The sequence below is a fragment of the Evansella vedderi genome (genome assembly GCF_030813435.1).
In the GTDB taxonomy this organism is placed as follows: domain Bacteria; phylum Bacillota; class Bacilli; order Bacillales; family Salisediminibacteriaceae; genus Evansella; species Evansella vedderi.
Genome location: NZ_JAUSUG010000008.1, coordinates 17,881 through 29,838, shown reverse-complemented (window position 1 = coordinate 29,838; position 11,958 = coordinate 17,881). Strand labels below are relative to the sequence as shown.

Below are 11,958 nucleotides of genomic sequence, written 5' to 3'. Positions count from 1 at the left end.
CCTTTTTATTGATCTTCTTTTATGTTTCTAACATCGATAATTTCAATTTCAGAAGTGTCTGGGCTGTCAGGAAAACCACTGGACACTTTTAAAACTTTTATCCCGTGTTCACTTTCTAATATTTGAGTGAAGTCCCTGATATCCTCATTAAAACGTTCAACCTTGCCGATGATTGATTCAAATACACGGTCGGACATTGATTCAGGCTGTTCAACAATGACATCGGAACGAAATACTACTTTTTGCTCTACATAAATACCAACCTTCAATATTATCTACCTCCTTATTTAAAATCTTCTCCTGCCTCAGGACTCACAGTAACGGCTTTTCGTTTATCGCTAATAGGCGCAAGGGTTGGTTTACCCGGTGATTTTTTAACATGATCTTTTAGTAAGCTTGTAAACTCTTTTTTACCAAGCTCTTTTTCAAGCTTAGGAACGGTTAACGGTACCCGTTCAAACAGAATGGCTTCATCGATACCCTTTTCCTTTAAGTGATCAAAGGCTTTATCTTGATCCACATATGAACGTGATCCTCTACCTTCAACAGCTTTCCATCCAGGAATCTCTTTACCTTTTAAACTCTCAGTTAAGGCGTAGTCTTTTAAAGCTTTCACCCATGCTTCTAAGTTCTGAGCTTTCTCTAAGATTTGACCAACCTCTTCATCACTGATTAATGGAGGTTTCATAGATTTAAAGTCTTCTAAAGCTGTGTACTGATCAGCACGAGCTCTACATTGCGCTTTTGCCTTACAAAACTTGCAATGCTCTCCAGGAACATAATCTCCTTCACCTTTAAAAGCTTTTCGGGCAACCGGTTTAATCTCTTCGCCCCATGCTAGTAATTCATTTAAAGGTAATGTTGCTTCCGATGGTTCATCATTTAACCTTGGTTGTACAACAACCATTTGAACCTCTTTAATGTCGTACAAAAAGCCATATTCGAGATAAGCACCAAGGCCGTATAATTTCATTTGCGGATTGTCTTCCGCACTAACAGGAACGCCTTTACCATATTTAAAATCGATTACGTATAACTTGGATTCACCTATGATGATGCAATCCCCGGTACCAAATCCTTCTGGAACATAAGCGCTAAAATCTAAACGCTTTTCTATGGCCACAAAAGGTAAAGTTTTAAATCCATGAGTAATCCCTTGGATGTATTCTAAGTAAGTATCTGTGTGCTTTAACATTTCATCTTGGAACAACTCATGTTTTTTGAACTTCCGGATCTGGGCAGCAAACTTCTGAGGACCCATTGGCTCCGTGTAATGCTTACGAAGTTTTAATTCGGCTATCTCGTGAGCCAATGTCCCCTCTGCTGCATACTCGGAACCTTCATCTTCGAATTGTTCTTCTAACCTTGGACTAGGAGTACAAGCTAACCAACGACTAGCACTGCTTGCTGATAACAAGGCATGTGCTCTATCAGTGTGCTTTATTTCCGTGCTCATATTTTGGCACCCTGTTCTCGAAGCTTTGTAGCAAAGGCTCCATATTGTTCTTTTGGTAAAGCAGTAAGAGCTTGTACACCAAACGAGCTAAGTAATTGAAGCAATGCATCCCGTTTACCCTGGTCCATTAATTGAGTAGCAGCTACAGCTAGCTGATCCATCGTGTAAGTTGTTTCTGACGTTGGTACTGCTGATTGCACTGGTGCTGATTGTTGCTGCGGTTCAGGTTGCGGTGCTACTGGCGCAGGTGCAGCAGTAGGAACACCTGCAGGTTGTTGCGGTTGAACGACTTGTTGCGCTGGCTCCTGAACAGGTTGAGACGGTGACAGTGGAGCGCTATCCACTTGAGCAGCTGCAGCAAATTTTCCTAATTGAGATAAACCTTCCAGTAATTTTGCTAATTCAGGGGTGACCCCCACAGTAACGTTAATGTTCATTGATAAAGCCTCCTAATTTGATATAATTAAATTGAGTTGTTTCATATAGTCACTGTTGGCGCAGTGGCTTTTTCTTTTGGTACCCACCTTTTTACTTCTAAAGTATCCATATACTCATACACTTCCTTCAGACAGTGAGGGCACCCTTTCGGTTCAATGCCTTCATCGACTGCAAAAGCTTTTTCGCAGTCAGGACAGAAGTAATCGTCCATCTTTGCTGGTTCCACTCTTTTCACCTCCTTAAATCCATGAACAACTAAGAACAGTATTAGTCATCAAACTATTAATTCGTACTTCGTAACCTAAATTCTCAAAGTAGCCTGCTAATTTGCGATTGTTGTAATGTACGTACCATTCTTGACCTGGATCAATAGAGATCGATGCAAAACTTCTCCCATTTCTTGCTGCAATAGCTATTTGATTCTCCATCGTTTCTATGACAGTTTTTAACTGTACTTCTGCAACCTTCTCTGAGTTTTGAGCAGTTATCATTCTTGCTTCAGCTGCGTTCATGTTTCTCACCTCCTTACCAGTGTTTGTTAAGCTTTTTGTAATATAAGAAAAGCCCTTCTTTCTTAAGTACACCTACTTTCGTGTCTAACGCTGATTCAGGCCTTCCTAAGGCAAACGATAAAGTCCTTCTTTCATCAAACCCCCAAAACTTACACAGGTACTCTAAATCTTCCTCGGTCCACGGTTGTTTGTGATTGTGATGAAAGCAAGGATGGTAAAGCATTCTCCTATAACTGTCGTATTGAATGTCATCCTCCACCGCAGGCATCTCAGCTCACCTACCTTCAAGCAATCTCTTCCAACAACTCATTTACTGTTTCTAAAAATCCATCAAGGATATAATGCTTTTCCATCTGCTCTAGATCACGCTTTAGAATTTCTAAACGACGCTTTTTGTTTACCGGATCTGCAATCCTTTCAATTTCAACTAAACGCGTTGTTATCCCCAATACCTCACGAAATATCATGTTTTACCTCCCATCCATGAACTGCTTTTGATATTTTAAAAATTGACCGTGTGCCCACCTAGCAACATTAGGACGGTTATTCTCTGACATCTTTGTACTTATGTACAAGAAGAAGTTTGATAGCTTATAAGCTTTTTCATCGAAAGTCGACACTTTCTGTTGTTCTTCTACTTCATCAATCTTCAAATTTTCATTGTTTACTAGCATAATAGCCATTTAACAACATACCTCCCTTCACTTTGACAGCCGATTGAGACAAATTTCGCCATAAGGGTAAAAAAGATAGGGGTTATTTCCCCTGTAAGGCAGCGCTTATTTTGTTTTGGTGTTCCTCGATTAATATGTGCAAGGCAATTTTGTATTGCTTTAAACGTTGCTGCCGATATTTATGTCTGCGCGGTCTTGCTTTAGCTGGATGAACAGAAACGTAATCAGCAAGTTTACCTGTGTAAAAAGCAATCCGGTGTGCAACTGTTTTATTAGCCATCAGTACCAGCACCCCCGGGTGTCATAGTGGAACCATTCCGTGTCACCATGCCAAAATACATGAAAACAATTTTTTTCCGGTACCCATTTGATACTTTTTAAATTATCTGGAAGGTACTTTTGTCTAAAATCCGTTCCCATAGCAGATAGGTGCGCCAAGTAAACACGCATAAAAAGTTTCTTATGTGATTCTGAAAGTTTATTAAATCCTTTAACAGATGCTACTCGATCTTCTGTAATATGTTTTTTCCACGCATTGTAATCCAATCCTCTTCCTCCTCCACTTGGATCTCGTCATCGATCATGGTGGAAACCTTCATCAGCTGCTCCACTGCTTCCTCAATGTCTGGATCCTCTTTTAAATTAAACGCCGTTGTTAAAATCGCTACTTTTATTTCCGTTAATGCCAGTTGTTTTCTTAGACTCAAGGAGTTCTCTCCTTTCCTTTCTCTCGTATTCAGCCGCCATTTCCATGTACTTTTCAATAAATCTATCTAAAGCCTGTTTGGATGGTTCCTTACGACCAATAAATCTGACTGTAACTTTCGGTTTCTGTTTAGCCACTCGCACCATCTCCTTTGGTAAAGATGTATGCGTATTAGCCGAGTGGACTACACTCATGTTTTCACTCCCTTCAGGGCAAAATAAGAAAGTTAAAGTTTTTATTCGTTCTTGCCCTTTCATGCTGTTTGCTCATTATCGTTTTCGAAAAGGTATTCTAATGTACAATTTGGGAAAAATGCCTCTTTAATTTTTAAGGCTTCATCGTAATAGAAACGGTATTTTCCGTTCACTTTGTCGTTAACAGTTGCGTAACGTACATTGAGTAGTTCCGCTATATCAACCATTGAAATGCCTTCTCGAGCCATTTCTGCTCGTAAATTTTTGTGCAAAATAATCACCGCCTTCCATCAGTGAACGCAATTTCGTATAACTTGACTCTAACTATAAACGCATTTTCGTTCATTGTCAACAAAAATAATAAAAATTTAAACGTATTTTCGTTCAAAATTGTATTTACATAGGTAAATCAACGATGTATCATAGAAATATATACGAAAAATCGTATAGAGTTACTAAGGAGGACAAGATGTCGTGAAAAAGGCTGAAATAATCAAAAAACTAATTAAAGAAAAAGGATACAGCAATAGAGCGTTTGCCGAAAAAGTTGGACTACCACCTACGACATTACAATCGATGCTAACCAGGGGAATAGGAAAAGCTTCTATAGATAACGTTTTAAAAGTTTGTAAAGGACTCGGTATTACTACCGATGAGTTAGAAAAAATGGCTAATGAAGATGATCTATCAGAATCACCCTTGCCTGAATTAAACGAAAAAGATGAACGAGATATCCAAAAGAACCTTCAGAAAATGATCGATGAACTATCGCAAGATGGATATGCTGCTTTTGACGGAGACAGTCCAAACGAAAGGGAACAAGAGGATCGAGAATTATTAATTTCGTCATTAGAAAACTCATTGAGATTAGCAAAACGATTATCAAAACAAAAATTCACTCCTAAAAAATATAGAGATAAATAGGCGGGTGACGTAATGGAGTTAATTAAAAAGAAAATATATCTACTGACACGCAAGTTTAATACTAATTGCCCTTTTAAAATTGCAGATGAGATGGGGATCCAAGTTTTACATGAACCACTGGGGGACACACTAGGGTATTACAGCAAACATTTTAGAATCAAGTTTATCCACATAAACGAGGCTGTTAATGATAAAAAGAAACAATTTATTTGCGCCCATGAGCTTGGGCACGCCGTATTACACCCCGATGTGAATACTCCTTTTCTAAAAAAACACACTTTATTTTCAACGGATCGCATTGAGGTAGAAGCTAATACCTTTGCGGTAAAATTGCTTTTTCATAATGGCATAGAAGAGAGCGTGACAATAAATGAAGCTGTTGAAGAATACGGCGTACCTAAACGATTGCTAAAAAGTTTAGGTTAATTTTTTACGTCCCTACTCGAACGTACATTCTTAGATTCATAGTTTATTAGATTAATATTAAGGAAGTGACAAAAATGAAAAAACGTATCGCAGCTTATGTTCGTGTATCAACTAAAGAGCGCGCAGAAGAGGGTTTCTCCATACCAGCTCAACGGGAGCGCTTGAAGAATTTCTGTTTGAGCCAAGATTGGGGCGAAGAGATAGACTACTTTGTTGATGATGGATGGTCAGCTAAAGACTTAAATCGTCCTAAAATAAATGAATTAATAAAAGATGTTAAGAGAGGGAAAGTAGATGTAGTTTTAGTCTATCGTTTAGATAGGCTTACTCGATCCGTTCAAGATTTATACGACTTATTAAAGTTATTCGAAAAACATAACGTGGCTTTCCGATCAGCAACGGAAATATACGACACTACGACAGCAATGGGGAGGCTATTCATTACCCTTGTCGCAGCTCTCGCCCAATGGGAAAGAGAAAACTTAGGAGAGAGGGTCACTTATGTTATAGAAGAGATGATTGATAGTGGAAAACGTCCAGGTGGAAAGTCGGCCTACGGTTACCGTTTTAAAGGGCACGACTTTAATGCTGACATCCACGAAGAGGAAGCCAAAATCGTTAAAAAAATATTTGAATGGTATGCTGAAGGTTATGGATATCGATCTATTGCCAAACGTCTGAATGAGTTAAACGTACCAACAAGAACCGGTGTACCCTGGGCGCCTCAAACTATTAGATCAATGCTAATAAACGATATTTATATTGGAAATTATCGTTGGGGAACTAAAGAAAGAGAAAAGACGCATAAACCTATTATAAGTGAAGCACTGTTTTATAAAGTTCAGCAGCTTCTGGCAAATAACATAGGTAATAAAGAGAGAAAAGGAAAGTTTCCACTTACGGGGATTTTAAAATGTGGCCATTGCAACGAAAATAACATGCAAGGAAACTATGATAAAAGAGACGATAGGACGTACTACCGTTGTCTATCCTGTAACCGGATGACACATGATGAACGGATACTGGAAGCACTTCTAAGTGAATTGGAAATGCTTATCGCCTCTAAAGAATATTTCATGAAGAAATTCGACCGTACCAAAACTGAGAATGAAGATGATTTCAAAACAATCAATGGAAAACTAACAAAAATAAGAGCCCAAAAAGATAAATGGTACGATCTTTATGTGGATGATAACAACCCTATTCCAAAGGAAGACCTTTTCGAGAGAATTAACAAATTAAATGAACAAGAAAATGAATTACAACTGCAGCTTGCTGATATAGACATCGACATTGAAACTCCAGAAGAGAAATACGAACGGATAAAAAAACTAACTGATTTTAGGAAAGTGTTTTTTGCATCTGATCAAATACAACAAAAAGACCTCCTCGCAGAAATCATTGAGAAGGTAGTAATAACACGTGAAAGAGGCAGAAATAAGCCGATAGACATGGATGTAATATTGAAATAATTATTTATGTCCTTTCCCTGTATTATGTTCAATATATCCCAACTCACACAAACCGATGGCACTTTCTTAGTTTCACGTGAGCCTATTGAAAACTTTACTTGGGATGATTTAAAGGGAAGCACATTCCTAGGTCAGCGTGCCGGTGGTATGCCGCAGATGGTTGGTGAATATGTACTGAAGCAAAATGGAATTGATCCACAAAATGATCTAGAAGAGCTTATCCAAAACATAGATTTCGGTAATATACCAACTGCATTCGCTTCAGGCACTGGTGATTTTGTTCAATTGTTCGAACCACAAGCAACGCAATTTGAGCAAGACGGTATTGGTTATATTATAGATTCCTTTGGAACTCAATCTGGAAATATTCCATATACTGTCTATATGGCAAAACGTAGCTTTATGAATAGTAATGAGGAAATTATTGAAAAGTTTACTAGAGCAATTTATCGTGCACAGCAGTGGGTTCAAGAAAATCCAGCTAGCGTTGTAGCAGAGTCCATTTCGGATTTCTTTGAAGATACCCCATTAGAAACTATCGAACAAGTTGTTGAGAGATATAGAGATCAAGGTTCCTATGCGGAGACACCACTTCTACAAGAGGACGCTTGGTATTTACTACAAGAAATAATGGAAGAAGCAGGCGAACTTCCAAGGGAAATCCCCTATGAAAATTTAGTAAATACAACCATCGCAAACAAAATCATGAATGAATAAATTATAAAAAAGATTGGAGGTGGTTATTGATGGCTTTCTTAGAGCTAAACAAGGTGGAAAAAACGTTTTTCTCCAAAGAGACATTAACAGAGGCAATAAGGGATATTAATTTTTCTGTTGATGAGGGGGAATTTATTTCCATCATCGGTCCCAGCGGATGCGGTAAAACCACCCTCCTTTCACTTATTTCGGGTTTAATCCTGCCTACTAAGGGATCGATTAAGTTAGATGGAAGGGAAATCAAAAAACCAACACCAGAAACTGGTTACATGCTTCAGCAGGATTATTTGTTCCCATGGCTTTCCATCGAAAAAAACATTACCCTTGGTTTAAAAACCATGGGGAAGCTATCCAATAAAACAAAAAAACACGCCTTATATTTATTAAGGGAAATGGGATTAGGAGATAAGGCGAAGAATTATCCAAACGAGCTGTCTGGTGGCATGAGGCAAAGGGTTGCTCTCGTTCGTATGCTGTCAACGGACCCAAAACTATTATTATTAGATGAGCCATTTTCAGCCTTAGACTATCAAACGAAATTAAAGCTGGAGGACTTAGTTTTTTCTACAATACGTGAGCACAAAAAAACAGCCATACTGGTAACCCATGATATAGGAGAAGCCATTGCCATGAGTGACAGAGTTATTATGCTAAGTGATCGTCCTGGAACAATCCAACGGATATTCCATATCCCGGAGGAACTCAAATCAAGACTACCTTTTGAAGCACGAAACCACTCTTTATTTAACAAATCGTTCCAAGAGGTTTGGAAGGAGTTGGAATCTCTTGAACAAACGTCATGAACATCTTCAACATATGCATTTAAATTACGTTAAGCAATTAACACGGGAGAAACGTTTTGTCCGGTTAACTCAATTGGTTATTTTTGTATCATTTTTTGCCTTTTGGGAAATAGCCACATCTAGACATTGGATAGATCCACTAATATTTAGTTCACCTGGACGGGTATGGAACATGTTCCTTGTAAGAATTCAGGACGGGAGTCTTTTAACCCATGCATCAGTTACCTTATTTGAAACTGTTTTGGGTTTCATATTAGGGACCGCCCTTGGGACTATTTTGGCTGCTATTCTTTGGTGGTCACCGTTCTTAACAAGAGTATTGGATCCTTATTTAGTGGTTTTAAATTCCATGCCTAAGGTTGCCTTGGGTCCGATTCTTATCGTAGCTTTAGGGCCAGGTATGCAATCTATAATTGCAATGGGTGTGTTAATTTCCGTTATTATCACCACTATCGTCGTCTATAACGCCTTTAAAGGAGTAGACCATAATTATTTAAAGGTAATACAATCCTTCGGGGCTACGAAACAACAATCATTTTTCTCGGTGATACTTCCTGCATCCTATCCGACTATTATTTCAACTCTAAAGGTTAATGTGGGCCTGTCGTGGGTTGGGGTTATCGTAGGGGAGTTTCTCGTATCGAAACAAGGGCTTGGTTACATGATACATTACGGATTCCAGGTATTTAACTTTACTATGGTAATGCTTGCTTTATTGATTATTGCTGTACTAGCAACTTGTATGTATCAATTAGTAGAGTTCCTTGAAAGAAAGCTTATTCACAAGCATCAAGTATAAAAAGCTTCATGATAATTATTCTCTGTAAAAGCTGCCGTTGGAATCTGGGCAGCTTTTTATGGGTTACTTTGTACCTTAGGAAATCTTCGCTCTACCTCTTTTAAACTTAAAGATAATACATCATCTTTCATAATAAAACTAAATTCCTTATGGTCATGTATGTCTTTAGGAAAGCAAGTTAAAAGCTTTGGTCCCTTCGTCTCAAAGTAATTCTTTTTTGTTACTAAATCATCAATTACAGCATAATAAACATTTTTAATCACTACTTCACTTTTACTTACTACTTTATATTGACCAATATAATGGATTTCTTTTACTTTTCCACCCGTTTCTTCAAATACTTCTCTTTTCGCCGCTTCCTCCGCACATTCCCCTGCCTCTACTTTTCCACCAGGAAACTCCAGCCCCCTAGAGGGATGAATAGTAACAAGCCAATTTCCACGGTATTGACAAACAACCCATACATGCTTCGGATCCCTAGAAAAAGGGTGGTCACTCGTTGAGAAAGTAACGGAGTTATTATAGAAATCTGTAAAGGTAATTTGGCCTTCCATGATGACCACCTCCATTTACCATTAGTTTTGTCAGAGACACGCCCTCATAAACATTGTAAAGAACCAAAATACAGATGTCTAACAGAAATGCCAGGTACTCGTTGACTTTGAGACCTGGCAGCATCGTTTTCATTACTTTGTTAGATTCGAAGCCTCTTTTTTTATTTCATCAATCGGTTCCGTTACATCATTAGTGAGTTCCTTCGTTGACTGTTTAAACTCTTTAATCGTCTGGCCCATGGCACGGCCAACCTGAGGAAGCTTACTCGGTCCAAATATAATTAAAGCAATAACAACAATTAATATTAACCCTGGAACACCAATATTCGCTAACATCATTATTCACTCCTATTTTTGATTAAAAAATACTGGATCCTTGTCAGTACAAACTTCATATCCTCCAAATTCTTCTACGGTTCTTTTAAAACGTTTGTTTTTCATCACTTCTATTAATTTTTTCCCTTTATCACTTTCATAAAAATCTTTTTCCATTATTAAATCATACGATTCTTCAGCAACTGGTACAAAATCTAAATTCATCGCTTTTGCTGCAGAATATATCCCCATTCCTGCGTGGTCTTGATGCATATTAACTTCCGCAGAAACCGCTAAATGAGTAAACATTTCCCGATCATATCCAATGATCTCTTCAGGTAAGACCCCTTCCTTGGATAACAAGTAATCAAAGAGAATGCGAGTTCCCGCTCCCCTTTGGCGATTAACAAAAGTGACTCCTTTTTCCTTTAAATCAGTAACCAACTGTATGTTTAAAGGATTGTTTTTGGCAACAATCCACCCTTGTTTTCGCTTTAAGAAAGGAACTAGAACCACTTCTCGATCCTTTAAAAATCGTTCCACATAGGAAATATTATATTCACCAGTTTCAGGATCTAGTAAATGCACACCTGCTATATGTGCTTCTCCTCGTTTTATGGCCATTAATCCAGCCATGCTTCCCGTATGACTAGCAGTTATTTTGCTAGAATGATTCTCTTCCTTAAGAAAGGTAGAAAGTACATCTATACATAAATCATGACTTCCAGAAAACAAAATAGTCGACTCTATTTCTTCCACTGGTCTAAATAACTCTGCTTCGATCAAATTCCCTTGTTCAACACCAAGGTGCTCAGGAGGTATTACCACTATTCCATCTGCCTTTACAAGTGACATAGTCACACTTGAAGATCTAGTTAAAGGGTTGGCAATATATTTACCATTAACCTTCCCTATATTTACTCTAATAAAATCCTCCGACCCCATGTTCGATACTATTCTTCGCCCTGCAATGACAGGTAGCTTTTGCCTCTCCTTCACTGGAATACCTAGAAAATAGGCAAGCATAGGTTTAACAAACCAGTCCATAACTAAGAAAGCGGAGACAGGATAACCTGGTACTCCTATTACCATCGTACCATTAACTTTTCCGATAATAACAGGTTTCCCGGGACGCGTTGCAATCCCATGCGTAAAAACTTCCCCAATTTCCTCAATAACACTAGCTGTATAATCCTTTGACCCAGCGGAGGAACCAGCGTTTATTATAACTACATCCGCCGCTTCGGAGCTTTTCAGTAGAGCTTCTTTTATCGCTTCAGGTTCATCCTTCACAATTGGTTGAATTTCTGGTTGACCGCCCCACTCTGTAACTAAGCCGGAGAAAATGGTTCCATTAAACTCAATAATTTTCCCGGGCTGTATATTCTCCTCAACAGGAACTATCTCGTTCCCGGAAGGAATAATATGAACAAGCGGCTGTTTTATTACCGGAACAGCTTTCATGCCTGCCGCAAGTAATGCTCCCATATCCACTGGACGAAGCTCATGGCCTTGTGGTAAAAGCATTTCCCCATAAGTAATGTCTTCTCCAATTGGACGAATTCTCTGCCATGGAGTAGCTGGAGCGATGATTTCGATTACCCCTTCTGAAACTATATTTATATCTTCAATCATAATCACAGCATCATACTCAGGAGGAATTGCATTTCCTGTATCTACATAAACAAATTCTGTTCCCTCGTGTAAATGAACGGGATTATTTTCATGGGCATCTATTGTCATTTCTGCCCTCACTGCGATACCATCCATTGCAGAGGCATGATAGTGCGGCATAGATCTATTTGCATAAATTGGCTGGGCAGTTATCCGACCTAAAGCTTCAGAAACCCTTACCTCTTCTGTCACCCTATTTACTTCAAAATGTTCCAAGCATTCTTTAAGAGCTATATCTCTTGGTTTATCTTCTAAATAAATCTTTCTTTTTAATACCAAACCAACCACCCTTTC

General features: G+C 38.5%; 20 protein-coding genes and 2 pseudogenes. 6 read left to right on the top strand and 16 right to left on the bottom strand.

What is annotated here, in order from left to right:
• Positions 1-5: 5 nt before the first annotated feature.
• The 13 genes from J2S74_RS11130 to J2S74_RS11070 form a co-directional block, all read right to left on the bottom strand.
• Entirely contained in the window at positions 6-269 is a 264-nt protein-coding gene (locus tag J2S74_RS11130; protein WP_307325510.1) for a hypothetical protein, read from the bottom strand.
• Between the two features lie 14 nt (positions 270-283).
• Positions 284-1,456: a DUF2800 domain-containing protein gene (locus J2S74_RS11125; protein ID WP_307325507.1), complete on the bottom strand. Its 1,173-nt coding sequence runs from the start codon at positions 1,454-1,456 to the stop codon at positions 284-286.
• Positions 1,453-1,893, bottom strand: a complete 441-nt coding sequence (locus J2S74_RS11120) for a hypothetical protein (protein WP_307325504.1) — start codon at positions 1,891-1,893, stop codon at positions 1,453-1,455. Before J2S74_RS11120 ends, J2S74_RS11125 begins: the two co-directional genes overlap by 4 nt.
• A 41-nt stretch (positions 1,894-1,934) precedes the next feature.
• Complete coding sequence (locus J2S74_RS11115; RefSeq protein ID WP_307325501.1) at positions 1,935-2,120, bottom strand: hypothetical protein; 186 nt, start codon at positions 2,118-2,120, stop codon at positions 1,935-1,937.
• Positions 2,121-2,133: 13 nt separating this feature from the next.
• The gene (locus J2S74_RS11110) at positions 2,134-2,406 is read right to left on the bottom strand and encodes a hypothetical protein (protein WP_307325498.1); all 273 of its coding nucleotides are present in this window, start codon (positions 2,404-2,406) and stop codon (positions 2,134-2,136) included.
• Between the two features lie 13 nt (positions 2,407-2,419).
• A complete protein-coding gene (locus tag J2S74_RS11105) occupies positions 2,420-2,674 on the bottom strand; it encodes a DNA-entry nuclease (protein ID WP_307325495.1) in 255 nt (84 codons plus the stop codon).
• A 16-nt stretch (positions 2,675-2,690) separates the two neighbouring features.
• The gene (locus J2S74_RS11100) at positions 2,691-2,873 is read right to left on the bottom strand and encodes a hypothetical protein (RefSeq protein WP_307325492.1); all 183 of its coding nucleotides are present in this window, start codon (positions 2,871-2,873) and stop codon (positions 2,691-2,693) included.
• 3 nt (positions 2,874-2,876) lie between these two features.
• On the bottom strand, positions 2,877-3,089 hold the full coding sequence (locus J2S74_RS11095; protein ID WP_307325490.1) for a hypothetical protein: 213 nt from the start codon (positions 3,087-3,089) through the stop codon (positions 2,877-2,879).
• Between the two features lie 73 nt (positions 3,090-3,162).
• Positions 3,163-3,360, bottom strand: coding sequence for a hypothetical protein (locus J2S74_RS11090; protein WP_307325489.1), 198 nt, complete (start codon positions 3,358-3,360; stop codon positions 3,163-3,165).
• The gene (locus J2S74_RS11085) at positions 3,360-3,626 is read right to left on the bottom strand and encodes a hypothetical protein (protein WP_307325487.1); all 267 of its coding nucleotides are present in this window, start codon (positions 3,624-3,626) and stop codon (positions 3,360-3,362) included. Before J2S74_RS11085 ends, J2S74_RS11090 begins: the two co-directional genes overlap by 1 nt.
• The gene (locus tag J2S74_RS11080; RefSeq protein ID WP_307325485.1) at positions 3,581-3,787 is read right to left on the bottom strand and encodes a hypothetical protein; all 207 of its coding nucleotides are present in this window, start codon (positions 3,785-3,787) and stop codon (positions 3,581-3,583) included. Before J2S74_RS11080 ends, J2S74_RS11085 begins: the two co-directional genes overlap by 46 nt.
• Complete coding sequence (locus J2S74_RS11075; protein WP_307325484.1) at positions 3,723-3,923, bottom strand: hypothetical protein; 201 nt, start codon at positions 3,921-3,923, stop codon at positions 3,723-3,725. The genes J2S74_RS11080 and J2S74_RS11075 overlap by 65 nt, the downstream gene beginning before the upstream one ends.
• Positions 3,924-4,039: 116 nt before the next feature.
• Positions 4,040-4,252 carry a helix-turn-helix transcriptional regulator gene (locus J2S74_RS11070; RefSeq protein ID WP_307325482.1) on the bottom strand — a complete coding sequence of 71 codons (213 nt, stop codon included), beginning with the start codon at positions 4,250-4,252 and terminating at the stop codon, positions 4,040-4,042.
• 202 nt (positions 4,253-4,454) lie between these two features.
• Between J2S74_RS11070 and J2S74_RS27420 the strand changes: the two are divergent.
• The 6 genes and pseudogenes from J2S74_RS27420 to J2S74_RS11040 form a co-directional block, all read left to right on the top strand.
• Positions 4,455-4,664: pseudogene (locus tag J2S74_RS27420) on the top strand (helix-turn-helix domain-containing protein); the annotation flags it as partial.
• Between the two features lie 252 nt (positions 4,665-4,916).
• A complete protein-coding gene (locus J2S74_RS11060; RefSeq protein WP_307325478.1) occupies positions 4,917-5,330 on the top strand; it encodes an ImmA/IrrE family metallo-endopeptidase in 414 nt (137 codons plus the stop codon).
• A 74-nt stretch (positions 5,331-5,404) separates the two neighbouring features.
• Complete coding sequence (locus J2S74_RS11055; protein WP_307325476.1) at positions 5,405-6,802, top strand: recombinase family protein; 1,398 nt, start codon at positions 5,405-5,407, stop codon at positions 6,800-6,802.
• A 24-nt stretch (positions 6,803-6,826) separates the two neighbouring features.
• Positions 6,827-7,519 (top strand): annotated as a pseudogene (locus J2S74_RS11050) (ABC transporter substrate-binding protein); the annotation flags it as partial.
• A gap of 29 nt (positions 7,520-7,548) precedes the next feature.
• Positions 7,549-8,322, top strand: coding sequence for an ABC transporter ATP-binding protein (locus J2S74_RS11045; RefSeq protein WP_307325473.1), 774 nt, complete (start codon positions 7,549-7,551; stop codon positions 8,320-8,322).
• Between the two features lie 13 nt (positions 8,323-8,335).
• Entirely contained in the window at positions 8,336-9,121 is a 786-nt protein-coding gene (locus J2S74_RS11040; protein WP_370876004.1) for an ABC transporter permease, read from the top strand.
• Between the two features lie 56 nt (positions 9,122-9,177).
• Here the strand turns inward: J2S74_RS11040 and ytkD are convergent, their stop codons facing one another.
• The 3 genes from ytkD to J2S74_RS11025 form a co-directional block, all read right to left on the bottom strand.
• The gene (ytkD, locus tag J2S74_RS11035) at positions 9,178-9,675 is read right to left on the bottom strand and encodes an RNA deprotection pyrophosphohydrolase (protein ID WP_307325468.1); all 498 of its coding nucleotides are present in this window, start codon (positions 9,673-9,675) and stop codon (positions 9,178-9,180) included.
• Between the two features lie 132 nt (positions 9,676-9,807).
• Positions 9,808-10,011, bottom strand: a complete 204-nt coding sequence (tatA, locus tag J2S74_RS11030; RefSeq protein WP_307325465.1) for a twin-arginine translocase TatA/TatE family subunit — start codon at positions 10,009-10,011, stop codon at positions 9,808-9,810.
• A 12-nt stretch (positions 10,012-10,023) separates the two neighbouring features.
• Entirely contained in the window at positions 10,024-11,952 is a 1,929-nt protein-coding gene (locus J2S74_RS11025; protein WP_370876001.1) for a molybdopterin biosynthesis protein, read from the bottom strand.
• Positions 11,953-11,958 lie beyond the last annotated feature (6 nt).

Excerpts from the sequence above, each read along its gene's own strand:
- J2S74_RS11125 (WP_307325507.1), bottom strand. The coding sequence starts at position 1,456 with ATGAGCACGGAAATAAAGCACACTGATAGAGCACATGCCTTGTTATCA.
- J2S74_RS11120 (WP_307325504.1), bottom strand. The coding sequence starts at position 1,893 with ATGAACATTAACGTTACTGTGGGGGTCACCCCTGAATTAGCAAAATTA.
- J2S74_RS11110 (WP_307325498.1), bottom strand. The coding sequence starts at position 2,406 with ATGAACGCAGCTGAAGCAAGAATGATAACTGCTCAAAACTCAGAGAAG.
- J2S74_RS11105 (WP_307325495.1), bottom strand. The coding sequence starts at position 2,674 with ATGCCTGCGGTGGAGGATGACATTCAATACGACAGTTATAGGAGAATG.
- J2S74_RS11100 (WP_307325492.1), bottom strand. The coding sequence starts at position 2,873 with ATGATATTTCGTGAGGTATTGGGGATAACAACGCGTTTAGTTGAAATT.
- J2S74_RS11095 (WP_307325490.1), bottom strand. The coding sequence starts at position 3,089 with ATGGCTATTATGCTAGTAAACAATGAAAATTTGAAGATTGATGAAGTA.
- J2S74_RS11090 (WP_307325489.1), bottom strand. The coding sequence starts at position 3,360 with ATGGCTAATAAAACAGTTGCACACCGGATTGCTTTTTACACAGGTAAA.
- J2S74_RS11060 (WP_307325478.1), top strand. The coding sequence starts at position 4,917 with ATGGAGTTAATTAAAAAGAAAATATATCTACTGACACGCAAGTTTAAT.
- J2S74_RS11055 (WP_307325476.1), top strand. The coding sequence starts at position 5,405 with ATGAAAAAACGTATCGCAGCTTATGTTCGTGTATCAACTAAAGAGCGC.
- J2S74_RS11045 (WP_307325473.1), top strand. The coding sequence starts at position 7,549 with ATGGCTTTCTTAGAGCTAAACAAGGTGGAAAAAACGTTTTTCTCCAAA.
- J2S74_RS11040 (WP_370876004.1), top strand. The coding sequence starts at position 8,336 with ATGCATTTAAATTACGTTAAGCAATTAACACGGGAGAAACGTTTTGTC.
- ytkD (WP_307325468.1), bottom strand. The coding sequence starts at position 9,675 with ATGGAAGGCCAAATTACCTTTACAGATTTCTATAATAACTCCGTTACT.
- tatA (WP_307325465.1), bottom strand. The coding sequence starts at position 10,011 with ATGTTAGCGAATATTGGTGTTCCAGGGTTAATATTAATTGTTGTTATT.